We start from the raw sequence: 21,883 nt of genomic DNA, 5'->3' as shown, positions 1-21,883 counted from the left end.
TTGCGCGCCGAGCTGTAGGCCAGCGAGAGCTTCGGCTCCAGGCCACGGAAGCCGGGAACGTCGATGCCGATCTTCTGGGTGAAGAACCCATTGCCCGTGATCTCCGGGATCGACGGCTTTTCAGGCGCATTGTTGGGGCGTCCACCCACCGCTGGTTCGGCCGCCGCCATGGCCGACATCGCCTCAGGCTCCAGTGCACCATCGGCATCTTTGGTCTTGGCGGCCGTGCCCGATTGAGCGTCCTCGCCCTCTGGCTTCTCGGCCGGCTTGCCCAGTGCCGTTCCAGGTGCGGTTCCACCAGCCTTTCCGTCAACAGCCCCTGCCCCCAGACTCTTCTCCTGCGGCTTGCCGATCCCAAGCGTCCGGTCCACAGCCCGGTCTTTCGACGACGCGCCAGTTCCCGCCCCGATCGCAGTGCCTGGCTCGAGCGCCTCGGCCCCCGAACCGACGGTCTGGCCTGCCGTTCCACCCGAAGTTGCCTGCCCCGTTCCAGTCCGGCCAGTGGTCCCGCCACCAAGACCAGTGCCGCTGCCAAACCCGCCCGGCTTCGCACCCTGCTCGGCCGCCAGCGCTCCATGCCCCAGCAGCCCGTCTACAACCACCGCTCCGGCCAGACCTCCGGAAAAAACGCAAAGCGATACCGTGGCGGCAAAAGCCGCAAAACAAACCCGACTGCTACGCATGAGCCCCCTCGAAGCGAATCAATTCGTCATCAAAACACGACGCATCCTAACGTCGCACAACCCACACAGCGCAACCACTTTTTGACGCCAACAACAAAAATATGAGAACAAGACACATATATTAGAGATCGCTCGCGCAAGTATCGTGGTAAAGCGTCAGGCCGACGGCACGCCGCCTGTAATTCGACGGGTAGATGGTTCCGCGCGCCGAAATTCTCTGCGTGCCCTCATCCTCGAGGCTACGGCCGGCGCGGTGCAATTCAAGGCTATAATTGCGAAGCCTTGGCGGCTGGGATTGCCAGGCGACGCGGCGGGCAGCATCTGCCCTCGCTCCTATTGCCCCCAAGGCGGCAGCACTTTCGCAGCAAGCCGCGCAGTCAGTTCGCGGAAGATAGCTTGGCGGAGGAGCAGGTTCTTGCCGCATGGATGCGTGTGCGGTTTTGCACACACTCACGGCATAAACCGCACTGCACGTCGCCAGTAAAGATGACCGATAATCTTGCATTATCGGACGTCGCTGACACTCGCGAATGGCCTAGGGTAGATTTCTTAGCAAAGGTAGATTTTGGGAGTCTCTGATGTCACTGAATATCAAAAATCCAGCTACAGTAGCCCTGGTCGATGAGTTGGCGCGCCGCCAAGGGGTCAGCAAGACTGCGGCAATTCATCAAGCGCTCGAAGAGCGGCTGCACCGAATGGGTCACGCCGGCGGTTCTCAGGAGCGCATGCTCAGCGAACTTCAAGCCATCCGGAAAAGGGTAGCACGCCTTCCCGAGCTGGAAAGTCGAACGGACGAGGATATCGTCGGCTTCGATGAGCATGGAATTCCGAACTAATGGTCATCGATACATCCGCGATTGTAGCGATCCTGCGCGGCGACCCACAGGCGGAGCGGCTTGAAAAATCCATCATCACCGACCCAATCCGACTAGTGCCGGCGACATACGTGCTCGAAGCCCGTATGGTCATGGTTAGCCGGGGCGGCGAACATGCGCTAGCCGAGATCGATCTTTGGCTTTCAAAAATCGAAGCTGAGATCATTCCGGTCGACGCTGAGCTGGTCGACCTGGCGACACAGGCCTGGCTGATCTATTGCAAGGGCCGCCATCCCGCGGGATTGAACTTCGCCGATTGTTAGCGGAAGACATCATCGCGATGATCGAGACCCTTGATCGCGGCACGCTGCGCGGTCTGCGCGATCGCGCCATGCTGCTGATCGGTTATGCAGGCGGACTGCGTCGCTCGGAGATTGTTGGTCTTGATCTTAAGTCGGACAAACGGAAGACGGCCGCGGCTGGATCGAGATCCTCGAAAAGGGAATGCTTGTCATATTGGAGGCAAGACCGGATGGCGGGAGGTCGAGGTCGGCCGCGGCTCCGCCGATGCGACCCGCCCGATCGCCGCGATCGAAACCTGGATCAAGTTCGCTAAACTGGCTCATGTTCCTCTTTTTAGCCGGGTGTAGGGGCAAGAATGCCGCGTGATTAAGTGTAATCCCTTAAGCTTTATTATGAGCGAGCGCCCCTGTTAGCGAGACGCGTTCAGCGCGTCGGCAATGGCGGCAAGTTAATTTGGCAACAAGCGAAACTTAGCTCGACCGCCGATGTTAGTGTGGCGAACACGGAGGGCGATCAAAACGCTTCTCCCAGAGCCCTGTTCTCCGTCGTCTTCCGTGTTCTCCATCGAACGTCCCCAAAAAATTGGCCCGCTTCGGCGGGCTTCTTTTTGGCCTGGTTATTTGTGAGATTTCCTATCGCCAACAGCTACGCGGCGTCAGGAACAAAATACTCGGCGCCACGTTTTCGGGTTATTTTCAGCCGGAGAGCCAACAGATGAATCTCAAGCTTGTATTAGGTGTCGCCCTAAGTCTTGCCTGCACTTCGGTGGCCGCGGAAGCGCGGTCGAATTGGCATGTCTATGGCGCGGTTCCCGTGGAAAGCAGCCCGCGACTCATGCAAGCATACAACCGAGCGCTGGCGAGATGTCTGCCCGAAGCTGGTTTAGCAGAGGCTGAGGCGATAGGCGAAACCAGTCTTCATGCGATGCGGCTGCGAGGGTGCCTGTATCGGAATGGCTTCTTGTACCGAGGTGTCTATGCCTATCCAGTCGCTTCGACGACATACCACGTACCGCGCTGAGAAGCACTTGGCAGTATCGCTGCCAATTCGTTTAGTTGCGCCCGCACGAAGTCTGCTCATCTACGGACATGACCAAAGAAGAAATAAAAGCATTTGTAATCGCCATGATCGAGGCCGGGAGCAATATCCAGGCGGTCGGAAAGATCGGCTATGTCCTTGCGGAACCGGTCGATCCGACTGACAAAGAAGCTTACCGCCGGATCGAGCTCGTATCGTCAGCATTCGGTGAGCGAGACCACCTCAAGGAAGACATCATCGCCTACCTTCATGAGATCGGGCGGGTGGTGGAGATTCCGGAGGGGTCAGAGACAAGCTCCGTGTGATCACTGCGCCGGCCCGCAGCCGCTCCATCTGGAGATCGCCGAAGGGCTGGATCGGTCCAGGTCGCCGCGCTGAGTAATTCGCCCTAATTCGGAAGCGATCCGTTCTCTAAACGTCAGGCGTCTTTCTAGGCAGACGTGAAACTCGTCCAGCAACTCGAATGCCGTAGCCGTAGGATGACCATGTTCGATCAAATGCGCCAGAAGTATCCTTTGCCTTTGGATCGCCTGCCTCGCTTGCAGGACGCGCGCGTCCGCTTCCTGCAAACCTTCCAATGAATAGATCATATGCACTAGCCCATGCAGTCGAAGCGGCCGGTTTTTTGGAGGAACCCGCATGTCGACTGACTTGTTCCACGGCTTAGATGCATACAGCGGAGGCACCGCCGCGCGCATCACAGGCTGGTATGGCGCCCTCCAACCATGTGAGCAGCTGATCTACATGAGGCGGGTTGATTTGCGCAAAGATGGGGGAGGGAGTCGCGAGAGCGTGTTCACGGGGAGCGAACAATCGTTTCGAGGGGGACGGGGGATTTGCCCTCGCGACGGCAATAAAACCGCGAGCAGCACAAATAGTTCCAGATCAGAGACTAAGAGCACGTAATTTCTAGACCGCGCGGGTACGAAAAAACGCTAAGTCTGAAGCAAATGCCTCGTCCATCATTGATCTCACACTTGCCCATGCCGGAGGCACACCTTGCCAAACATTTCCAGACGGCAGTGCGCGGAAAACCTGATAGGTAAAGATCGGACTGTTCTGCGGTCTTGTTCGCACGCAAACCCTATAGCTTTTTCCGCAGATGTCTCGCTCAAATATTAGACGTTCCATATCCCATCCCTCTTTCGGCCCAAAGTAGCGCAACTGAGGGGAGCGCAACTTGATCGAAGTCAAGAATGGGGAAATTTTACCAGAGCGACAAACCGCGCCTCCTGTCGTTGATGAACCTTTTGTTCGAGGCTGCGGCCTATGACACCGGAAGGGTGGCAGCATCAGCTTCGCGTTGAAGGCGTTCTTGCAGGGCATCGGCTACGGCCTTCAGGAATTCCTTGCGGCGGTGGTCTAATGTCACTTCAGCATCAAGCGTCAAGGGTCCTCTGATCTTTTCCATGAACCCTGAATGATCGAACCGATCGGAAGCCACATTCACTTCGACCTCATCCATAAAATGAGCAAGAAGAGGCGCCAGATCGATGTCCGGGTCTTTCTGGTATTGGATTGCCATCTGCTGAGCGAGTTTGCGCATCTGTATGTATGGGCCGAATTCCGCTGTCATCTAAATCTCCTGCGATTTGACCTGACGGATCTACATAGGTACGCTCTCGCCTCGCGACGATACCTGGCTGAACCGATCGATCCCGACATGAGGAGCCTTCGCGCGGATTTCGAACCGGGTCTCAGAGGCGTTCAGCGAACGCGGTCATCTAAGGAGGACATCATTGCTTACCTCAATGAGATCGGGCGCGTGGTGGGGATCCGAGAGGAGCCCGACGCGGGCTATAGCGCGGCAATACGAATCTCACCTACATTGCCGCTATGCAGCATTGCGAATGCCCGATCTCGGACGTTGAGCTTTTTGGACAATTCGAGCTCGAGTGCAGTATGGTTTGCTTCGCGCGATAGCCGTTCGAGATTGTCTGCCCCGGAACGTCCGGGATCGGTGGGCTTACCGGGCGATAAGTCGCAGATCCCGCGCCATTGTTCAGGTGTCAGTTCGTAGAGCTTGGACTTCACCATGATAGCTCTCCAGACGGAAAAATCTGGAGGGCTATGAATCACACATCAAAACCGAATTGAATCCTCAATGTCGATTGCTCCTAGGGAATTGGGTGGCGGCTGGATTGGAGCGTCCGCGCGTGTCAACACAGCCAACAATTTCGCGTCTTTCTCGTCCTCCTCCCGCCTTTCCTGGGCAAAGTGTTCATCCCATAGATCATCATCAATATTCCATTCCTTCAGAAGCGCCCGAAGAGACGGGGCGTCATCCTCGGCAAGCTTCTGAACAAACGGCCTGGTGATCGGCCCGGATTGGCGCGCCAACATTCGTGTAGCCAGAAACAGCTTGCCGGCGGGGCCGGGATCCGGGATAGCGGTTTCCTCCTCGCCGCGTCCCAACATTTTCGCGGCCATCACAGCGGATTTGAGGGCGAGGCGATCGCCAGCAATCGAACCATGGCGGGTCGGCGCGGAGCAGATCGTCGAGGGGGTTTCAGCGCCATACCGGCGGCAAAGGCGGCTTCGCGGCCGTGCGGCAGGGGAGGCACGATCGGAGGCGGCGCCCTTCTCTCCCCTCTCATCGCTCATGCCGCAGCGACTGGCGACGGCGCAGCCAGCGGGTAAGCGAGAATCGCGGCCGGCGTGATGGGCTCGGCTCCAGTGTGGACGGCTTGGACGGCAAGATCAATCACCACCCGGAATATCGATGCCGTGGCGCCACCATTGACCTCGACCGGGCGTTTAAGAGGGCTGTCCGTGAAATGGGACGGCGAGCGCAATGGCAACGAAGGCAGAAGGCCTCCTACCAATCCATGGATCGGCATCGTGCCGCCAAGGCGGCAAGCCATAGGGCTCGCAACGGCTGTTGAGAGGGGCGTCGCCGCGCATCGCGTCTCGTGCTGCGTGAGAGACCAGGCAAATGAGCAGGATGCGCAACTCGTTCCCGAGGAAGCGCAGCAGATTGAGCATCCGGCGTTGCTCATGCGGAATATCACTCATCTAGAAGCGGGCGTACGGATTTCGTTTGGGAGCGTCGCAATCTCGATAGTGTAACTCGCCTAACTGAGCCTGGTGCCAACAGGAGGCACCAGATCCATTATTTTCCGGTTGCATCCGCCGAGAAACTCGCGCTTATTTATGGGTGCGCCATTGTACTTCCCGGGTCAACCACAATGAAGAAAGCTCCAAACCAGATCGATATTCATGTGGGTTCGCGTATTCGTCTTGGCCGCACAAAGGCCCGCATGACACAGGAACAATTGGCCGAGGGTCTTGGGATAACTTTTCAGCAGGTCCAGAAATACGAGAAGGGTTCAAACAGAGTTGGCGCGAGCCGCCTTCAGCACATCTCTGAGTTATTGAACCTGCCAATCATCTTCTTCTTCGAGGCGGGGCCGAGCGCACTCGTCATCGACACGGCGGACGATGCCAGCCATCGGTTGTCGGAGTTGATGAACTCAAAAGAAACAATCGCACTGGCGACAGCATTTCATTCCATCGAAGACAAACACGTGCGGCGAAGCCTCCTCAGTCTCGTCCGATCATTGGCCACCTCTCCGCCGGACCCAGAGGAGATCAACGGGTCCGATCATTCAAAAGCCACGCCGATATGACGTTTACCCTTGCGACTTTCGGCAATTGCTGCCTCGAGGACGCGGCCGGGCAAGCTGTCCCTGTTCCGGCGCTATCCCTTGTTATACTGGCCTATCTATACGATGTCGGGCGACCCGTCACACGACGTGAGCTGGCGAGCCTCTTTTGGCCCGGCCCGCGGGAAGCAGCAGCGACCAACCTCCGTTCAACCTTGCGACGGCTTGCAAGAGCAACGTCATCGAACGCCTTGGTCAACAGCGAAGGTTCAAGCCTGTCTATCAACTCCGACATTCTTCGCTGCGACCTTGATCTTAAAACCCAGACCAGCCCGCTGGGGCGATTGCAAACGGCAATACATGCCGTCGCGAGGGAGTTTCTTCCGTCGTACGGAGAAGGCGCAAGCGCTCTCGATATCTGGGTCCGAGATGTCCGCGTACGTCTGGCTGGCCACCTGCGATCCGAATACCTTGCGCTTCGGGCACAATCGACGTCGGACTCCGTGCGGTCGGAACTTACGCGTGCCGCCGTTCTACTCCTTGAGCGAGATCCGCATGATGATGAGGTCAGGAGAGCGCTCCTGCCTCACTCCGAGTACACCCAGGGATCGGGCGGAATTGCAACGAGCGCTCCGTATCGGGTATCGCCGCATGTCGCGGCATCCGAGTCGGACCAACAAACACCAGAATTTCCTGCGCATCATACGCCTCCAAGGATAGCGCTATTGCCGCCAGAGACTTCCCATGAGGCTCAACGCCGGGGATCGATCGCTAATGCCCTCATTGAAGATCTCACGATTGCCATGTGCGCCAGCAAGTCCGTCTCGGTGGTTGCCCCATATACATCCGAACGTATCCGGGCCTCCAAGGACAAGGCTGCAATACTCGCCCATCATTCCGTCCTCTACGCGCTCGACACGAGGCGATCGGATGACCGGTTGTTTGTCCAGCTCATCTATATGCCGACCGATGAGATTGTCTGGGCGAGCCGTTTCCAATTAGATCCCTTGGCCATTTCTCACGGCAAGGCGTCGATTTCAGATGCTATCCAACGAGCAATCATCGACAGGATCAACGAACGGAGATCACTCGTCAGCAGTTTCGATGAGCGGCCGGCGCCATATTTCGCCTATCTGAAAGGCCTGCAAGCCCTTTCCAGTCTCAACTTGCCAGCTGTGAGGAAAGCGCGCAGGTATTTCAAAAATGCTCTGGATGGCGAGGGAGGCTTTGCAGCGGCCCTTGCGGGGGTCTCCCGGACCCTGACCATGGAATGGCTTCTCACGGCGAGGAACGATCCGGAGCTGCTACATCATGCGGAAAGGCACGCTCGTGCGGCAATCAAAGAAAACCGTCAGCTCGCGGGGGCTTTCAAGGAATTGGGTGTCAGCCAGCTTTATATGGGCAAGATCGACGAGAGCCTGCACGCTCTGGGCGAAGCGGAGGCAATCAGCCCTCATTATGCGGACGTCTTGTATAGTCATGCCGATACCCTCGTTCATGCAAGCGACCCTCGATCGGCGCTTGCGAAGATCAGGTCTGCCATCGAACTCAATCCGCTTTCACCTGATGCCTATTTCTGGACGGCTGCCGGTGCCAGCTACTTCCTGGGCGATTACCAGCAGGCGCTTGGTTACATTGGACGCATGCATGACAGCAACCCGGCTTCCCGGCTGGCGGCGGCGAGCTGGGCCATGCTGGGTGAATCTGCGAAGGCGCGCGCATGCCGGGTTCGGGTGCTAAAGAACAATCCTGACTTCGATCTGGAGCGATGGCTCAAAATGATACCGCACAAGGAGCGTTGGCAGACAGAGCTTTATAGGGAAGGCCTTGTGAAGGCCGGTTTTTAACAAAGGAGATAGTAATGGCAGCAGTTGCAGTGATTGGCGTTGCGGGCGAAACGGGCCTGTGGCTTGCGGATTTCAGCTCGGGAACACTCACTCCACTCAGTCAGCCACCGGTCGGCGAACTCGCTACGGCCGCAGCGTTGAGGCAGCAGGGGGCGACCGTGATTAAGGGCGTCGATTTCGGCGTTGTCGTCTCGTCCGCGGCGGAAGTCGCAACAGGACACCATGAACCTTGATCAGTTAAGGATCGGCATCGGTGATTACCGGTCCTGCGGTGCGGCCGAGACCTTTCAGAAGGTCGCCGCCCATCTTGACCGGCTGGGTATCACACGCGTTGCCAGACAAACCGACCTCGACCGAATCGGGATACCTGTCTGGTGCGCTTATACACCCAATGCCAAGGCGATCGTCATCGCCCAGGGAAAAGGTGTCGATGACGACGCTGCGCGGACATCCGCTGTCATGGAAGCCATCGAGCGTTCCGTCGCCAGCGATCCTGCCTGTGACCGGCTCACCGAGTCCATCACCTCCATGCATATGCGCGGCCAATCCCTCGACACGCTTGACAGTCTGCTGGCGGCCAGGGCCGACCTGATCGCGCCCCACGAGCCGGTGACCTGGGCAAATTCACGCGACCTGCTCAAGCAAGACCATCTTTGGGTTCCGTTTGAAGCGGTGCGCCTTGATCGTTCACTTGTTTCACCACGGTATTGGCAATCATCAGATGGGCTGGCCTCCGGCAATACGCCTGAAGAAGCAGTCCTGCACGGTTTGCTGGAACGCGTGGAACGTGACGCCCTCACCCTCTGGCAAGTAACGCCACCGAAAAAGCGCTTCACTCAAAGGGTCGATACGGTGCGCGCCGGTGGCGCCACGCTGCGCGAACTCCTCGACAAGATCGAAGCGGCTGGACTGGTTGTTGCTCTTTTCGACATCACGAGCGACCTTTCCATTCCGTGTATGGTGGCACTCATTGGCCCCAGAAGACGGCATGCTTCGCGAGCCCTGAGGCACGTGGAGATCACCCTTGGTGCCGGGGCGTCTCTTCTACCCGCCGCCGCCGCCATTCGTGCTGTGACCGAAGCTGTCCAATCACGCATGACATTTATCGCGGGAGCGCGCGACGATCTGGTGCCGGACACATTCAGCCGTGCGATCGAGCCTGCTATTCTCGAGGCATTCGACCAGCCCTTCTCGCGACAGCTGGGGGGCACGCAGCCACCTCACCCACAGACCACCGGGGAAGCGCTCACTGTCATTTTGGACCGGCTTCGCGCTGGAGGTATCTCACAGATTTACGCTGTCGATCTGGCGCCCCCCTGGCTCCCGGTGTTTGTCGCGAAAGTGCTGGTTCCCCAGCTTGAAAATCCTGATGGCGATCGGCGCCAACGTTTCGGCGTTCGTGCCATTTCTCGAGCGTTGCAGTGAAGGTCCTGTTTGTCGGACCGAGCCTGCCTGACGCGGAGGCCCTCGCTGGTCACGATATCGAGATCAGAGCCCCGGCGCGTCAAGGTGACGTGATGCAGGCGATCAAGGATGGTGCGACCGCCATCGGTCTCATCGATGGGCAGTTTGAACTGGTAGCTCCCGTCTGGCACAAGGAACTGCTGTTCGCGCTGTCGAAAGGTATCCTCGTTTGCGGTGCGGCCAGCATGGGCGCCTTGCGTGCGGTCGAATGCGCCGCCTTCGGCATGGCAGGTATAGGGCGAATATTCGAGGATTATCGTGTGGGCCGCCGTATCGACGACGGCGATGTTGCCCTGCTTCATGCTCCGGCTGAACTCGCCTATATGCCTCTTACGATACCCATGGTCAGTCTCGACGCGACCGTTGCAGAGGCACGCAGGCTGGAACTTTTGTCCGAAGATCTCTGCATGGAGATCACCAGGATTGCTCGTGGTATCTTTTTCAAGGACCGGACCTGGAAGCGCATCGCCGAAGCAGCGGACATTGAACTCCCGCACCTGCAATCGGTGGTCAGGCGAGCGTGGACGGACCAGAAACGGCTTGATTCCCTTGAATTGCTGGCAGTGCTCGTTAAGGGCGAAATAGGCCTGCCGCCCGTCCTTAAAAGCTGGCAGTTTAACCGAACCTCCCTGTGGCGGACGATGTATCCGACCCCGGAGCAGTAAGGGAAACGGGCAAACGATTCTCGCGTAACTTGTGCAACGATTTTGCAACGCGCGTCGACCGCGATCCTGTGCAAACAATGATCCAGTCCACAGACCACGGGGTTTGGTCATGATACGCAAGGGTGCAAATGTGCAGTTGACGGAGCGTCACGAAGAATTTCTCGCGCTTATTAATATGATCGAATATACGGTCGGCGCGGCGGCATCTCTTGCCGCCGAGTCCGCCGCCAAACATCTGGATATCGCCCGAAAGACGTTGCTGACGGAGCTACAGAGCGAGCTCACGAGCATTCTTTCGACAGAAGAGATTTCTCAGCTGGCGACCCGCGCGGGTCACTGCTGATCATAGACGTGTTTAGGCGCCGAGGGCCAACCGCCCTAAGCTTCGGCCTGCGGGACCACAGCAGGACCGATTGCGCGTGCTCGTCCAGGCCAGCCCAAGCTCAGGCTGGAATAGCAAGCCTCTCCTGACATATCTGGTCGACAAGTTCCTGTAGAACTCCGATCCGCTCGACAATCCAGCCCAGCTCTTCGGTGGTAATCGTGTAGTGCGGCGAGTAGCGCGCATCCACATAAGCTCGGTCGAGCCGCTCAAAGCTGCGCCGTGCGAACTTCGTGTCGCGAGGCCATGCGGGAATGAGGCGCGGGTCTATACCCTCCGCTGCCGACCGGAGCATTTTCAGCCGGTGGGACTTTGGGCTGTAGAGCGTCAGAACAAGCAGAACGCAATGATAGGCCCGTTCTGTGGATTGATGGAGCATGAAAGCGCCGTCGCGCCAGATTCCATCTTGCAGCATAAGCTGCGCTCCGCGAAAGGCTTCCGCCGAAAGCTGATACCACTGATCGTAATAGCCCTGTGCCTCCGCCCTCGCCTCCTCGGCACTTAGGGCCTTTGGCCGTGCCAGCGGGTGGCCGCTTTCCTCGTAAAGGACAATTCCGTCACGCGCGATATCGACAAAAAACGGCTTGCCCCGGGAAAGCTTGTCGTTAACGTCCTGAAGACTGTGGACAATTAAATTGACCGGCGTCTTGATCCGGTTGGTAATGGTGATCTCTCGCAGGAGATGTTCGGAAACCTGATGCCAGACCTCGTGTTCCTCACTCCAGGTCTCTATATTGACCACAACCAGCAGATCGTAATCCGACCGATAACCGCTGCTTCGATCCTCGACCCAGTCGCCCCGGGCATAGGAGCCGAACAGAATGACCTTGAGGATACGCCCAGGCTTCTGCTTGCCGGCTTGAGCCTGCTCAAACTCTTCGAAAACGATCTTGACGGCGCGTGAAAGCTCGGCGCGTTTCCGTTCCGGTAGATGCTCGAGATGATCCAAAAGCGACAACCTTCAACCCCGACTTTCATGGCAGCACCTGACACTGCCTACCAGATCCATCTGAACTGTACATCCTGCAAGTGAAAGATCGCGTCCTGCCGGTTCGCCGACAATGTTACTCAAGCGTTCATTGGTCCCGCACTTGCGTTACTGGAACGGGCATTTTCACGCGGTGCGTGTGTACCAGTTGCTGGCAAAGGCTCCGCAACGGTTGATCACATTTCACGTATATGCTCGTCCAGATAGAATTTTTATTTGACAGATTTATGACGGTCTGTCATGACATGGCTACTCACGCACAACCGAAGCGAAAGCCATGCGAAAACTCTCGCGGCTGTGATGCATTCCCATGAAGATTAAAATGGAGATATGCAGGTGCAAAATGTTCCAGACGAATCAAGTATTTCACCAGCTCTTTCGCATTTCATTGCGGCGCACTCGGAACTTGCGATCAAGGGCGGCCCGGTAGTTATCAGGGAAGGTGCGGTAACGAGCTGGCCCGCAGCAAACCCAAGGCACGTGGCACCCTTGAGGGTTGTCGTCGAGAGCGGCCGGTACCACCGGGTCAATCATCCGATTGTGACAGCTCTCGAGCGCAGCGTCTCTACCTTCGCTTGTGGACGGGAGGTTCGCGCCGTCGGTAGCGGGACGGCCGCAATCCATATCGCCCTGGACTACTTCAGGTCGCGCGGAAACCAGGTCGTCACCGCGGCGCTGAATTGGCCGGGCGCCGTAGGTCCGATTGCGATCGCTGGCCTTGAGCCTGTCTTCGTGGACGTGGAGCTCGGGACTGCGTCGCTTGACCAGGATCTGGCGATTGAGGCCGTCAATCCGGCAACGGGTGCAGTGCTGATCACGCACTTGTTCGGCGGCAACATCCGGTGCCCAAGGTTGCGGCAAAAGGGCCGAGCAAATGGCACTGCGCTCCTCGATGACGTCTGCCAATCCATCGGCGCCCTGCAGCGCATCGACAATGGCCGGCTCCTCGACAGCGACGCGTTGATGCTTTCTGGAAATGGCGCCAAACACCTGGGGGCTGGAGAACTCGGATTTGTCGTTACTGACCATTCCGGTCTGATCGACCATGTCGACAGGGTGTCGCTGACGAGCTCGTCGCGCAACGGCGAACGAGTATTCTCACCGGATACGCTGGGCTTCAATTACAGGCCCAACGTTTTCTCAGCATCGCTTGCCCGCGCCCGCCTGGCAGGAATGGACGAACAATTGTCTGCTCGGCGCAGGAATGCCGCCTTCCTCTGGCCGAAGCTGCGCGAGTGTAGCGGCCTTGTCCCTCTTTTCGATACCACGGACGGCTCGCACTCTTTCCTGAACTTCCCGCTTCGGCTCGACCTCGAGGCGTTGGACCTGCCCCACGGCCCGGCTGCTCGTGACGTTATCGTCGAGGCCCTTCGCGCCGAAGGCGTTCCTGTCTGGGTCTGGTTGACCAAGCCGGTGTTTGACTACCTGCCGGCCTTCAGAGGCAAATGGTCGGCAGCGGAATTTCCAAATACGGTAACTCTGCTGGACACAATGTTCTACGTTTCCGAGATCGCACCCCCGAACGGTCTCGGACTCATGCAGGCCTATGCTGACGCCTTCAGGAAGGTCTGGGCTGCCATGCCTGAGCTTCGCGCCGATATTCGGCAACGAGCCGCCGAGTGACGGGAGGAGCCCATGCGTTCTCAGGTCGAGGGGTTCACATACTACGGCATCGATGCGGTGGTAAAATTTGGCGGCAGCCTGACGCGGGATCTTGCCGCGACGAAGCTGCTGATCGAGGGCATCGCCGCCTGCGCGCAGCTGGGGCACCGCCTGATGGTGATCCCGGGCGGCGGCCGTCCTGACAAGGCGATCGAGGAGATCGACCGTGAACAGCCGCTTGCACCCGAGACCGCCCATCGCGCAACCGCGATGGCGCAGGACCAGACGGGGTTGATCCTCTGTGACCGCGGCTTTTCAGGAAAACTTCGAGCCTGCGAGACGTTACGAGAGTGCGGTATCGCTCTCGACGACGGGTTGGTTCCAGTGATCCTGCCGGCCAGGCTGCTAGCTGATCTCGACCCGGTTGAGATGACATGGGATGTGACCTCGGATGCTATCGCCGCGTGGTTCGCGTGGCTGGTCGACGCGCCGCGGATCGGGATCCTCACAGACGTCGACGGCGTCTACAAACCAGGCTCTGTCGGTATCAAAAGCGAATTGATTGCCAACATCTCGGCGGCAGACCTTCTTGCCATGGGTCACACCTCGGTCGACCGATGTGCCGCTGCATGGATCAGCAGCAGGGATCTGGAAGCCGCTGTCATCAACGGGCGGCACCCCGAGAGGCTCCGGCAGTGGCTTCAGGGAGAGGCTTTCGTCGGGACCCGTGTGTCAAACGGCGCCCATCGCGAGGGCAATTGAACAATGTCTGATGATCCCCTGCAGGCGGCCACCGTTTACGGCCCGGAGGTTATCGTTTCCGGATTGGTGCCGTCTCTCGACGCCTTTATCGTTGCGTCAACCGGGCTCGAGGTGACACGACGGTTTCTCGCGGTGCACGATGCGGCCTCCATAACGGAGTTCTATAGTCTTACGGGATCAACATCCGGACGTCACTGGCCTCTCGTGGTTGATCTGTTTGAGGCGCGCGCGTGCTTTGTGTCGATCTGGAGAGGCGTCGCGGCGCTACCGCGTCTGCAGGCGCTCAAGGGTGCAACGCAACCGTGTTTTGCCGAACCGGGCACCGTCCGGGCCGGCTTCTGGTGCGATAACCCAGTCGCCAATCTGCTGCATGTCAGCGACAACGATGAGATTGCGCGTGAAGAGCTCCGAATTCTTGAGAGCCGGTTGGTTGGCGACACTGTTCCCGGCTCAGTCGACGAACGTCTACGTCTTGCCGAGCAGCCGCTGAATTCTGGTCTCTACCACTTTGCGAACGCGATCAGCAGTTACGCCGAGGCTGGATTGCCGCTGGCGCAGATGGAGCGTGACCGTGATGCAGCCAAAACCGCTGCGATTTTGCTCAATTACCTTCTCGATTTGTCCGAATCCGTATCGCGTCCCCTCCAGCGCCTGACCTACGCGTTTTTGACAGGTGACAGTGACTTCGTCAGAAACAACATTTCCCACCTCGGCGAGATCTCCGCCTGGCAAAGGCTGATGATAGACAGCGCAATGCATTCCAACCCGCTTTGGATGGAGAAGATCAGCACTTCGCCGGCATTCCTTTCGCAGCGAGAAAACCGGAATCGGAGCGCAGGATGACCCTTTCGCGGTTTCAATCGCGGGTGGTTTCGATCCTTGCTGCCAACCGCAGCCCACGGAGTTTCTTCGCCGGTTCAGCGATCCTCGCCGAGCACCTGGGGCGGCGGGTTGGCGATCTCGACATTCATTGCGTTTCCGAACTCGACTACGTCTCATCGATGGAAATGGATCTCGCGACCCTTGAAGAGCACGCTATCGCGGCCGGACCTCAGTCGCGGCAGGAAATGGAAACCGAGATGACAATTGTCCGGGATGGCGAGACGACAGCGATCAACTGGGTAATGAGCGGAGAGCCGCGCATTTGCGCCCCGATCGTGGACCTGCAGTTCGGTTGGCGCGTCTCGCTTGCAGACGTCCTGCTCGAAAAGCTGTTGATGGCTGAAGGGGGCGATCAGATCAAGCATTACGACGATCTGGCAGATTGTGCCAACGCCGGGCTGTTTTCCTTTGATCTTGTTTTGATCGTCGCAGCTTCCAAACGCTCGGGCCGCCTCGTCGATGCCGCCGACACAATTCTGGCGGCGCTCAGCCGCTCCAGGAACCTCAACGCTGCCGCGGCATCGGACATCGTCGCCGCAAGAAATCATTTCATGCGGGTAAGCAATGTCTAACAATTCCCACCAAGGAACGCGCGTGGGTTGGCTGGGGGCCGGATTCGGGTCGATGTCGGCCATTCTGAGCGGTGCAACGGTTCTGGCCGCCAAACAGGCATCGCAGGAGATCGATGGTTTGCTCATGGCAGAGTGGCGCATTGTCATCGGGCTTGCGTGCCTCGGACCTCTGGCTGTTTGGTCCTGCCGGGACGTGCCACCACGCCTTTGCGCCGTGATCATTTCAGTCGGTGCCCTTATCTGCGGCTTGACGCCCTGGTTGATCATGGAGGGCCTCATCCGGACTGATGCCGCAACCACAGTGATTGTGCTTTGCTTCACGCCTGTGCTCACGGTCATCATTGCCAGGCTGCTCGGCCGGGAACGCGGTTCCTTCTCCCGCTGGTTCGGGGCCGCGACAGCTTTTGCCGGCCTTTGCCTGTGTATCTTCTCAACAGATTCCCTGCAGGGCAATGGAAGCGCAGAGCGTGTGATGGGCATCGGAATGCTGACCGCCGCCGCGTGCTCCAGCGCCCTCTATAATGTCTTGGCCCGGCCGATGGTCAGTGGTGCCGGCGCTCTTGCGACGACCTTCTTGACGATGCTTGGCGGCGCTATGATGCTGTCGATCATCATACTCCTCCGCAACCACCACGCTTGGCCAGCAGACCCGTCAATGGCGACGGGGAGGCTTGTACTCTTCGTCGGTGCTGGCGGCGCGGTGCAATCGCTCCTATGGCTTCTGGCGATGCGTCACGCCGAAGCCGGTAAAATCGCCGTCCTTGTGACGTTGAGCCCCTTGTCCACCCAAACTCTCGAGGTTTGGTTTTTCGGTCATACAATCTCCTGGATTACGCTTGTGGGCAGCGCCACGATCATCATCGGCTCATGCTTGGCCTTGCAATCGAACAGTTCACCACCGCGTCCACGACACTCTCACCAGGACGGCCGGCAGATGCGAGCTGCGAGCCTTACGGGCTTCGATAAATCCCCGCCTGCGCCGACGGCTTATTCACGAGTCGTATTATCGAGGCTATATCATCGTTCGATCGAGTCGCGTGACAGGCGAGGAACTCGACTTACATCAGATTCACGTGGTCATAGATGAACTCACAGCGCAGCGTCTTGCCAATGATCAGGGCACATATGCCCCAGTTGCCGATGGCACTACGGCGTATCGGCAAATACATCGTCGAAAATCCGGAGCTGATCGTCAAACAGACCGCTGACCAGGTTGCAACGCTATCGGGAAGCGGCAAGGCGAGCGTTGTCCGTTTTTGCCGGCTGATCGGTTTTGAAGGATTCCAGGATTTCAAGTTTGCCCTTGCTGGAGAGCTGGCAACACGGCCGGTGCAGGCGCCAGACGCTTCTGCGCTCGCCAGCCGGCAGATTTCTGAGACGTTGAGAGGGACGCTCTCCGCAATGCTCCAGGACAATGTATCGCTGCTTAACTACGCCAACGTCGACACACTCGCAGTTCGTCTCGTCGACGCACGACGCGTCGATATCTATGGGGCAGGCATGTCCGGGATATTGGCTACGCTGTTGGCCACCCGGCTCCTGAGGCTGGGGATCATGGCGTTCGCCTTCAGCGACCCGAAGATCGGCGCAGAACTTGCCCACGGGCTTGATGCCACGTCCGTTGCCATCGGTCTGTCCGAGACCGGAATTACCTCCGAGACAGTTCAGGCCCTGAAACGGGCTCGGAGCGCCGGCGTTTTCACAGCGGCAATCACCGCGAGACCAGATAGCCCGATCGTCGCCTCATCTGAAACGGTTCTTCTCGCAGCCGCCGCAGAATCGCCATTGACGGGAGGCGCGCTGACGGTGGCGTTCACTCAGCTCTTCGTGATCGAGGTGCTGGTCTCGGCTGTCGCTATCGAGATCGGCCGCAGGGAAGCGAAGCGCCCGCGCAAAGGCTCGGGTGAAAGGGATCGCCGCTAGTGTCTGGTGCATCAAGCGTATGTCAGTCCTTGATGTCATGGGCGTGCGCGCGAGCGCGCCTCGGTCAGCCGGCTTTGAAGGAGCTCGCCGTTTCGCTCCAGAACCGGGTAAGCGGTCGTGGCAACCAGATGGTCGTTGATTTGCTTGAGGTCCCGCAGGAGGTCTAGATGTAGCGCGCTCGTCTCGGCGGCACCGATATCGCCCTCCCCGAGCCGCCTGAAGTGTTCTTTGGCGAACGCGCGCTCCGCATGGCGGAAAGCGGTTTTTTCATCGGCCAGCAGACGCGCCAGTCGGCCATCCTGGGACATGAAAAGAGCCGAGGCATGTCCAAGATTCTTGATCAACCGGTCCAGGAGCGCCTCGAGCGTCTTCCGTTCACCGTCCGAAAACCCGATCCCTTTGCGAATGCGCTTTTCCAAACGGGGAAGAACGCTCCGATCAAGGATGTCACCGGCGTGTTCCAGTCCAGTCGAGAATCGAAGGATCTGTTCGCGCCGACGGTGCTCGGCCTCGCCGAAGAGATCAAGACCTATCGAAGTGACATAATGCTTTACCGCGCTGTCGAGCCGGTCGAGAACGTCGTCCATCTTTCTCAATCTCGAAACCATCATCCGGTCCGGAACGTGAAGTGCCTGCCTTGCGCCAGCCAGCATTGCTTCCAGCGTATCGACCAGCCGCAGAACCTCACGCGCAGCCGCTTCCAGTGCCACGGCGGGGGTCTCGCGTGCCACAGGTTCGAGATAACGAGGCCGCCCTGCGTCGCTCCCGGCCGGTCGGTCTGGCATTAACCTTGTCAGCATGGTCGCGACCGGCGACAGGAAAGGCAGGAATGCCAGAGAGACAATCAGGTTGAAGGCGGTGTGAAAATTTGCAACAGCGCGCGTCCCATCGCCATCAATCCACATCATAACGGACGTGATGGGATGAAGTGCTGCAAAAGCGACCGCCATCCCCGCGATCCTGGTCAGAAGGTTGCCCACGGGCAGTCGCCTGGAAGAAAGATCAGTCCCGGCCGCTCCCTCGACGACCGGATTGATGGCGGTCCCGAGGTTCGCACCTAAAGTCAGAACAATTGCCTGATAGGCATCGATTACCCCGTTTCCGGCCAGCGACATCACGAGCAGGACGACAGCAACGCTTGAATGAGCAGCCCACGTCAGAGCGGCCGCGAGCAGGAGACTGAGCAATGGCATCGAGGAAAGCATCCTCAGGACCGAACCCAGCTCCGTCGCCCGCGAAGCTTCAGACACGACCGCCAGCAATTGGTGAAGCGCGAGAAGCATAAAGCCAAGGCCGATCAAGACACGGCCGAGGTGATGCATCTCCGGCCTGGTCACGTGCCGAAAGAAGACGAACCCTGTCAGGATCATCGCCGGAGACATTGCTGCCACATCAAAGGAAAAGAGCTGCACGATCAGCGTTGTGCCGACATTGGCGCCGAGCATGATGGCAAAGGCAGGAACCAGTCCGACATAACCACTTGCCGCGAAACCCGACGCAATCATTCCTGTCGCCGTACTGCTTTGCAGGATGGTGGTGGCGACCAACCCCGCCAGAAACGCCCTGAGCCGACTGCGCAGGGCTTCCCCGAGGAACCTCCTCAATTTCGACCCATAGGCACGCTGGATGCCGGTCTGCACCATCCGCGTTCCCCAAAGGAGTAGCGCGACGTGTCCGAAAAGGCTGATTACGGTAATGGCAATGAACATCGTAATTCTCATTTCTGGGCAACACATCCCACTGCCGATTTCTCAGCAGACAAAGACGAGACCGCGTCATGCCCCGCCGCCGGGCGCTTAGAGAGGCGAGCGGGCCGCGTTTGACCTTCCCACCTCCATCGCGCTTGCCCAGGCCGAAGGCGAACCGGCTCGACATGAATTCACTTGGCAGGAGGTCAGCTACTCCAGGCGGAGTGCCATTAGGAACTCATCATGGAAGATCTCTCCGATTTTCAGCGCGCGCGGCTCGCGGCCGTATTCGCGGAAGCCGAGGTCATGGTATAGGCGATAGGCGCCTGGATTCTCGGTGGACACGGTTAACCTGAGATCGCCCACTGTCCCTCTCACGTCGTTGATGAGCGCCGTGAGCATCTTCCGGGCCAAGCCGTGCCCCCGCGCATCGGGTGCCAGATAGATCCCCCAGATCGTGCCTTTGTGGCGCGTTTTTGCAAGGCGCCCCCTCTCCATGGCGGCGATACCCTTCAGGGCATCTCCGTGCCACGCCCCGAAGACGACATGTGTGTCCAGCCGATGCGAGAAGAAGGACAGTGGTTCAGCAGCCTCTTCCTCGAAAGAATACCCAAAAAAATGCGGCGTGCTCTGCAAGGCTTCAAGGCGAATTGACCTGAAGACGGGCGCGTCTTCGGGCGTCAGCCGCCGGATCGTAAACATATCTGCCATCGACAACCTCCAGGTGGACCCGCGCCCGATCGGCGAATTTTTTCGCGATAATCTCGGGAATATCTCATCGCCCATTCCGTCCAATCGCAATCTGTTCCGGGCGGTGGCCTGACAGGAGGCTGGGCATCTCTACATGAACAACAGTCCCATTACGCGTGGCATAGGCACGTTCGCCCATCGCGGATCAATCGATCCGTCATGACGTCTGCAGTTCGGCCAGCCCCCCTAGCACCTCCTGGATAAGGACAGGCCGCCCTTCTTCAATGCTCTTGACGGTAGCTTCGATCATCCCCGTGACGATCAGTCCGTCATAGCCCGTCGCCTCGGGCGTATCGCCCGAGGCGACGCAATCGATGAAGTATTTGATCGGCTCGTATTGAAATCCCCAGGCCTTTCCGTAGCGTGTAAGGGCTTCTGACGAAAAGGGCGTGTGAAAGCGGTCAGTGTAAACCCAGAGATTTGGCTCGTTGCGCAGATCCAGCCCCCCCTCGGTACCATAGAGCGTGAGGCGTTGATCCACCACATTGGAGTAACTCTCCGGCATGATCCAGGAGCTTTCCAGAGTAAAAACGGCGTCATTCTCGAATGTGAACATCGCCTGGATTGTGTCGAAGCAATTGATACCATGGCGTTGCAGCACCCCTCTTGAGCCCTTGGCGTACACCTCTCGCGGTTCGGAATCGACGAGCCATCGGACGATGTCGGTCATGTGCGGCATCAGGAACCATTCCGGTCCCGAGCGCGCGCCCCATCCCAGCATCTTGGTCGGTACCCAAATGGTGTCGCTGAGGCGCGCATAACCCATCACCGGCTTTCCGAGTTTGCCGCTCTCGGCATAGGACTTGGCGCCCATGAACAACGGGTGCCAACGCGCGTGGAAATCAACCATCAGGATGCCGCCACCGGTTTCGGCAGCATCCAGGATTGCTCTAGCGTCGGCGACTGTTGTCGCCAGCGGCTTTTCGATCAGTACGCTTTTGCCTGCGAGCAGCGCAGCAACGGCCGGCTCCCGATGGAGATGGTCCGGCGTGGCAATCGTAACCGCCTCCACATCGGAGGAAAGGACATCTGACAATTGCGTCGACCAATCGCAGCCAAACCGTTCGGCAGCTGCGCGCGCGCGGTTTTCATCCAGATCGCAAATGACCGCCAGTTCAGCAGCCGCGTGTGATTGCAATGCCAAAGCATGGTTGGCACCCCATATCCCGGCGCCGACGATCGCAGTTTTGACGGGCCTCGTCGCTGTCGTCATTCGTTCTGTCTCCCTTGTTCGGTTGAGTGGCCTGCGGAGGGCAGGGGAAAGATGGCTGAAGATGTCGGCAAGTTCGAAGATCACGACGTCTGCGCCTGCCGCCTTCAAAAGGTCGGCATGTCCGGGCCCGCAATGGCTGCCGCCACAAAAACCGATCACCCGCATTCCAGCTCTCACGCCCGCAGTCACGCCCGCGACACTGTCTTCGACCACCACACTGTCTTGAGGCGCAACACCCATCTTCTGGGCGGCATGCAGAAAAATGTCAGGCGCCGGCTTTCCGTTTGGCACCATGGCGGTACTGAAGATGTTCGGATAAAAGAGAGGTAACAACTGGGTCACCTGCAGACCGAGCCGTAGTTTTCGAGGCGTGCTACTGGATGCGACACAAACCATTGTGTCGAGCTGTTCAAGGAGTGACCGCACGCCCGCAATGGGGCGCAACACCGTCCGGAACGCCCCCTCGACCCGTTCCTTAACTTGTTCCTCGAAGCCGGCTGGTATTACAAAATGGTAGTCGGCGCGCAGGATGCGTGACATTTCCCGAAAATTTATTCCGGTAAATCGCCTCGTAACCTCTTCAAGGCTGATGGAGCAGCCAGCGGATTGCAACGCGCTTGCAAGGATTTCGCATCCCAGATCCTCGCTATCGATGAGCACGCCGTCGCAGTCGAAGATGATGAGCTTTGGATTCATGGAGT

At 58.6% G+C, this 21,883-nt stretch carries 22 protein-coding genes and 3 pseudogenes; 16 read left to right on the top strand and 9 right to left on the bottom strand.

Annotated features, from left to right (window positions below):
* Positions 1-683, bottom strand: a pseudogene (locus J2X76_RS27875) (hypothetical protein); the annotation flags it as partial.
* A gap of 578 nt (positions 684-1,261) precedes the next feature.
* Between J2X76_RS27875 and J2X76_RS27870 the strand changes: the two are divergent.
* The 4 genes and pseudogenes from J2X76_RS27870 (at position 1,262) to J2X76_RS27855 (ending at position 3,144) form a co-directional block, all read left to right on the top strand.
* On the top strand, positions 1,262-1,519 hold the full coding sequence (locus J2X76_RS27870) for a type II toxin-antitoxin system VapB family antitoxin (RefSeq protein ID WP_310220802.1): 258 nt from the start codon (positions 1,262-1,264) through the stop codon (positions 1,517-1,519).
* Positions 1,519-1,818 (top strand): annotated as a pseudogene (locus J2X76_RS27865) (type II toxin-antitoxin system VapC family toxin); the annotation flags it as partial. The gene J2X76_RS27870 and the pseudogene J2X76_RS27865, both read left to right, overlap by 1 nt.
* Positions 1,818-2,145, top strand: a pseudogene (locus J2X76_RS27860) (tyrosine-type recombinase/integrase); the annotation flags it as partial. The pseudogenes J2X76_RS27865 and J2X76_RS27860, both read left to right, overlap by 1 nt.
* Positions 2,146-2,889: 744 nt before the next feature.
* Complete coding sequence (locus tag J2X76_RS27855) at positions 2,890-3,144, top strand: hypothetical protein (protein ID WP_310220801.1); 255 nt, start codon at positions 2,890-2,892, stop codon at positions 3,142-3,144.
* Between the two features lie 962 nt (positions 3,145-4,106).
* On the opposite strand, the gene J2X76_RS27850 is transcribed toward J2X76_RS27855, so the two are convergent.
* The 4 genes from J2X76_RS27850 to J2X76_RS31690 form a co-directional block, all read right to left on the bottom strand.
* Positions 4,107-4,415, bottom strand: a complete 309-nt coding sequence (locus J2X76_RS27850) for a hypothetical protein (protein ID WP_310220800.1) — start codon at positions 4,413-4,415, stop codon at positions 4,107-4,109.
* Between the two features lie 221 nt (positions 4,416-4,636).
* The gene (locus J2X76_RS27845; protein WP_310220813.1) at positions 4,637-4,876 is read right to left on the bottom strand and encodes a hypothetical protein; all 240 of its coding nucleotides are present in this window, start codon (positions 4,874-4,876) and stop codon (positions 4,637-4,639) included.
* Positions 4,877-4,921: 45 nt separating this feature from the next.
* Complete coding sequence (locus J2X76_RS27840) at positions 4,922-5,443, bottom strand: DUF1403 family protein (RefSeq protein WP_310220799.1); 522 nt, start codon at positions 5,441-5,443, stop codon at positions 4,922-4,924.
* Positions 5,444-5,596: 153 nt separating this feature from the next.
* On the bottom strand, positions 5,597-5,854 hold the full coding sequence (locus tag J2X76_RS31690) for a TniB family NTP-binding protein (protein ID WP_405030105.1): 258 nt from the start codon (positions 5,852-5,854) through the stop codon (positions 5,597-5,599).
* 173 nt (positions 5,855-6,027) lie between these two features.
* Here J2X76_RS31690 and J2X76_RS27835 point away from each other — a divergent pair, with 173 nt between their 5' ends.
* From J2X76_RS27835 to J2X76_RS27810, 6 genes are all read left to right on the top strand, one after another.
* Positions 6,028-6,468 carry a helix-turn-helix transcriptional regulator gene (locus J2X76_RS27835; RefSeq protein WP_310220798.1) on the top strand — a complete coding sequence of 147 codons (441 nt, stop codon included), beginning with the start codon at positions 6,028-6,030 and terminating at the stop codon, positions 6,466-6,468.
* Between the two features lie 701 nt (positions 6,469-7,169).
* Positions 7,170-8,291, top strand: coding sequence for a hypothetical protein (locus tag J2X76_RS27830; RefSeq protein ID WP_310220796.1), 1,122 nt, complete (start codon positions 7,170-7,172; stop codon positions 8,289-8,291).
* 14 nt (positions 8,292-8,305) lie between these two features.
* Positions 8,306-8,524 carry a hypothetical protein gene (locus tag J2X76_RS27825; protein ID WP_310220795.1) on the top strand — a complete coding sequence of 73 codons (219 nt, stop codon included), beginning with the start codon at positions 8,306-8,308 and terminating at the stop codon, positions 8,522-8,524.
* Positions 8,514-9,716: a YcaO-like family protein gene (locus J2X76_RS27820; RefSeq protein WP_310220794.1), complete on the top strand. Its 1,203-nt coding sequence runs from the start codon at positions 8,514-8,516 to the stop codon at positions 9,714-9,716. The genes J2X76_RS27825 and J2X76_RS27820 overlap by 11 nt, the downstream gene beginning before the upstream one ends.
* On the top strand, positions 9,713-10,420 hold the full coding sequence (locus tag J2X76_RS27815; protein ID WP_310220793.1) for a TfuA-like protein: 708 nt from the start codon (positions 9,713-9,715) through the stop codon (positions 10,418-10,420). Before J2X76_RS27820 ends, J2X76_RS27815 begins: the two co-directional genes overlap by 4 nt.
* A 109-nt stretch (positions 10,421-10,529) precedes the next feature.
* Positions 10,530-10,763, top strand: coding sequence for a hypothetical protein (locus J2X76_RS27810; protein ID WP_113129065.1), 234 nt, complete (start codon positions 10,530-10,532; stop codon positions 10,761-10,763).
* Positions 10,764-10,863: 100 nt separating this feature from the next.
* On the opposite strand, the gene J2X76_RS27805 is transcribed toward J2X76_RS27810, so the two are convergent.
* Complete coding sequence (locus tag J2X76_RS27805; RefSeq protein ID WP_310220792.1) at positions 10,864-11,760, bottom strand: HEPN domain-containing protein; 897 nt, start codon at positions 11,758-11,760, stop codon at positions 10,864-10,866.
* A gap of 366 nt (positions 11,761-12,126) precedes the next feature.
* Between J2X76_RS27805 and J2X76_RS27800 the strand changes: the two genes are divergently transcribed.
* From J2X76_RS27800 to J2X76_RS27775, 6 genes are read left to right on the top strand one after another with little or no spacing between them, the layout of a single operon-like run.
* On the top strand, positions 12,127-13,413 hold the full coding sequence (locus J2X76_RS27800; protein WP_310220791.1) for a DegT/DnrJ/EryC1/StrS family aminotransferase: 1,287 nt from the start codon (positions 12,127-12,129) through the stop codon (positions 13,411-13,413).
* Between the two features lie 12 nt (positions 13,414-13,425).
* Positions 13,426-14,154 (top strand): aspartate kinase, encoded by a 729-nt coding sequence (locus tag J2X76_RS27795; protein WP_310220790.1) that lies wholly within the window; start codon positions 13,426-13,428, stop codon positions 14,152-14,154.
* A gap of 3 nt (positions 14,155-14,157) precedes the next feature.
* Positions 14,158-14,997, top strand: a complete 840-nt coding sequence (locus J2X76_RS27790; RefSeq protein ID WP_310220789.1) for a nucleoside-diphosphate kinase — start codon at positions 14,158-14,160, stop codon at positions 14,995-14,997.
* Positions 14,998-15,020: 23 nt separating this feature from the next.
* On the top strand, positions 15,021-15,608 hold the full coding sequence (locus J2X76_RS27785; protein ID WP_310220788.1) for a hypothetical protein: 588 nt from the start codon (positions 15,021-15,023) through the stop codon (positions 15,606-15,608).
* Positions 15,601-16,695 carry a DMT family transporter gene (locus tag J2X76_RS27780; RefSeq protein ID WP_310220787.1) on the top strand — a complete coding sequence of 365 codons (1,095 nt, stop codon included), beginning with the start codon at positions 15,601-15,603 and terminating at the stop codon, positions 16,693-16,695. Before J2X76_RS27785 ends, J2X76_RS27780 begins: the two co-directional genes overlap by 8 nt.
* A complete protein-coding gene (locus J2X76_RS27775) occupies positions 16,692-17,531 on the top strand; it encodes a MurR/RpiR family transcriptional regulator (protein WP_310220786.1) in 840 nt (279 codons plus the stop codon). The genes J2X76_RS27780 and J2X76_RS27775 overlap by 4 nt, the downstream gene beginning before the upstream one ends.
* 35 nt (positions 17,532-17,566) lie before the next feature.
* On the opposite strand, the gene J2X76_RS27770 is transcribed toward J2X76_RS27775, so the two are convergent.
* From J2X76_RS27770 to J2X76_RS27760, 3 genes are all read right to left on the bottom strand, one after another.
* Positions 17,567-19,240: a Na/Pi cotransporter family protein gene (locus J2X76_RS27770; RefSeq protein ID WP_310220785.1), complete on the bottom strand. Its 1,674-nt coding sequence runs from the start codon at positions 19,238-19,240 to the stop codon at positions 17,567-17,569.
* Positions 19,241-19,429: 189 nt separating this feature from the next.
* Positions 19,430-19,930, bottom strand: coding sequence for an N-acetyltransferase (locus tag J2X76_RS27765; RefSeq protein WP_310220784.1), 501 nt, complete (start codon positions 19,928-19,930; stop codon positions 19,430-19,432).
* A gap of 196 nt (positions 19,931-20,126) precedes the next feature.
* On the bottom strand, positions 20,127-21,878 hold the full coding sequence (locus J2X76_RS27760) for an HAD-IA family hydrolase (RefSeq protein ID WP_310220783.1): 1,752 nt from the start codon (positions 21,876-21,878) through the stop codon (positions 20,127-20,129).
* Between the last annotated feature and the right edge of the window lie 5 nt (positions 21,879-21,883).

Source organism: Neorhizobium sp. 2083, assembly GCF_031455615.1.
Lineage (GTDB): Bacteria > Pseudomonadota > Alphaproteobacteria > Rhizobiales > Rhizobiaceae > Neorhizobium.
Note: the sequence above shows the minus strand (reverse complement) of the source record. Positions and strands in the feature narration are given on the sequence as shown.

What these genes read in the sequence shown, in the direction of transcription:
- J2X76_RS27870 (WP_310220802.1), top strand. Translation starts at nt 1,262, where the DNA reads ATGTCACTGAATATCAAAAATCCAGCTACAGTAGCCCTGGTCGATGAG.
- J2X76_RS27855 (WP_310220801.1), top strand. Translation starts at nt 2,890, where the DNA reads ATGACCAAAGAAGAAATAAAAGCATTTGTAATCGCCATGATCGAGGCC.
- J2X76_RS27850 (WP_310220800.1), bottom strand. Translation starts at nt 4,415, where the DNA reads ATGACAGCGGAATTCGGCCCATACATACAGATGCGCAAACTCGCTCAG.
- J2X76_RS27845 (WP_310220813.1), bottom strand. Translation starts at nt 4,876, where the DNA reads ATGGTGAAGTCCAAGCTCTACGAACTGACACCTGAACAATGGCGCGGG.
- J2X76_RS27840 (WP_310220799.1), bottom strand. Translation starts at nt 5,443, where the DNA reads ATGAGCGATGAGAGGGGAGAGAAGGGCGCCGCCTCCGATCGTGCCTCC.
- J2X76_RS31690 (WP_405030105.1), bottom strand. Translation starts at nt 5,854, where the DNA reads ATGAGTGATATTCCGCATGAGCAACGCCGGATGCTCAATCTGCTGCGC.
- J2X76_RS27835 (WP_310220798.1), top strand. Translation starts at nt 6,028, where the DNA reads ATGAAGAAAGCTCCAAACCAGATCGATATTCATGTGGGTTCGCGTATT.
- J2X76_RS27825 (WP_310220795.1), top strand. Translation starts at nt 8,306, where the DNA reads ATGGCAGCAGTTGCAGTGATTGGCGTTGCGGGCGAAACGGGCCTGTGG.
- J2X76_RS27820 (WP_310220794.1), top strand. Translation starts at nt 8,514, where the DNA reads ATGAACCTTGATCAGTTAAGGATCGGCATCGGTGATTACCGGTCCTGC.
- J2X76_RS27810 (WP_113129065.1), top strand. Translation starts at nt 10,530, where the DNA reads ATGATACGCAAGGGTGCAAATGTGCAGTTGACGGAGCGTCACGAAGAA.
- J2X76_RS27795 (WP_310220790.1), top strand. Translation starts at nt 13,426, where the DNA reads ATGCGTTCTCAGGTCGAGGGGTTCACATACTACGGCATCGATGCGGTG.
- J2X76_RS27790 (WP_310220789.1), top strand. Translation starts at nt 14,158, where the DNA reads ATGTCTGATGATCCCCTGCAGGCGGCCACCGTTTACGGCCCGGAGGTT.
- J2X76_RS27780 (WP_310220787.1), top strand. Translation starts at nt 15,601, where the DNA reads ATGTCTAACAATTCCCACCAAGGAACGCGCGTGGGTTGGCTGGGGGCC.
- J2X76_RS27775 (WP_310220786.1), top strand. Translation starts at nt 16,692, where the DNA reads ATGAACTCACAGCGCAGCGTCTTGCCAATGATCAGGGCACATATGCCC.
- J2X76_RS27770 (WP_310220785.1), bottom strand. Translation starts at nt 19,240, where the DNA reads ATGTTCATTGCCATTACCGTAATCAGCCTTTTCGGACACGTCGCGCTA.
- J2X76_RS27765 (WP_310220784.1), bottom strand. Translation starts at nt 19,930, where the DNA reads ATGGCAGATATGTTTACGATCCGGCGGCTGACGCCCGAAGACGCGCCC.
- J2X76_RS27760 (WP_310220783.1), bottom strand. Translation starts at nt 21,878, where the DNA reads ATGAATCCAAAGCTCATCATCTTCGACTGCGACGGCGTGCTCATCGAT.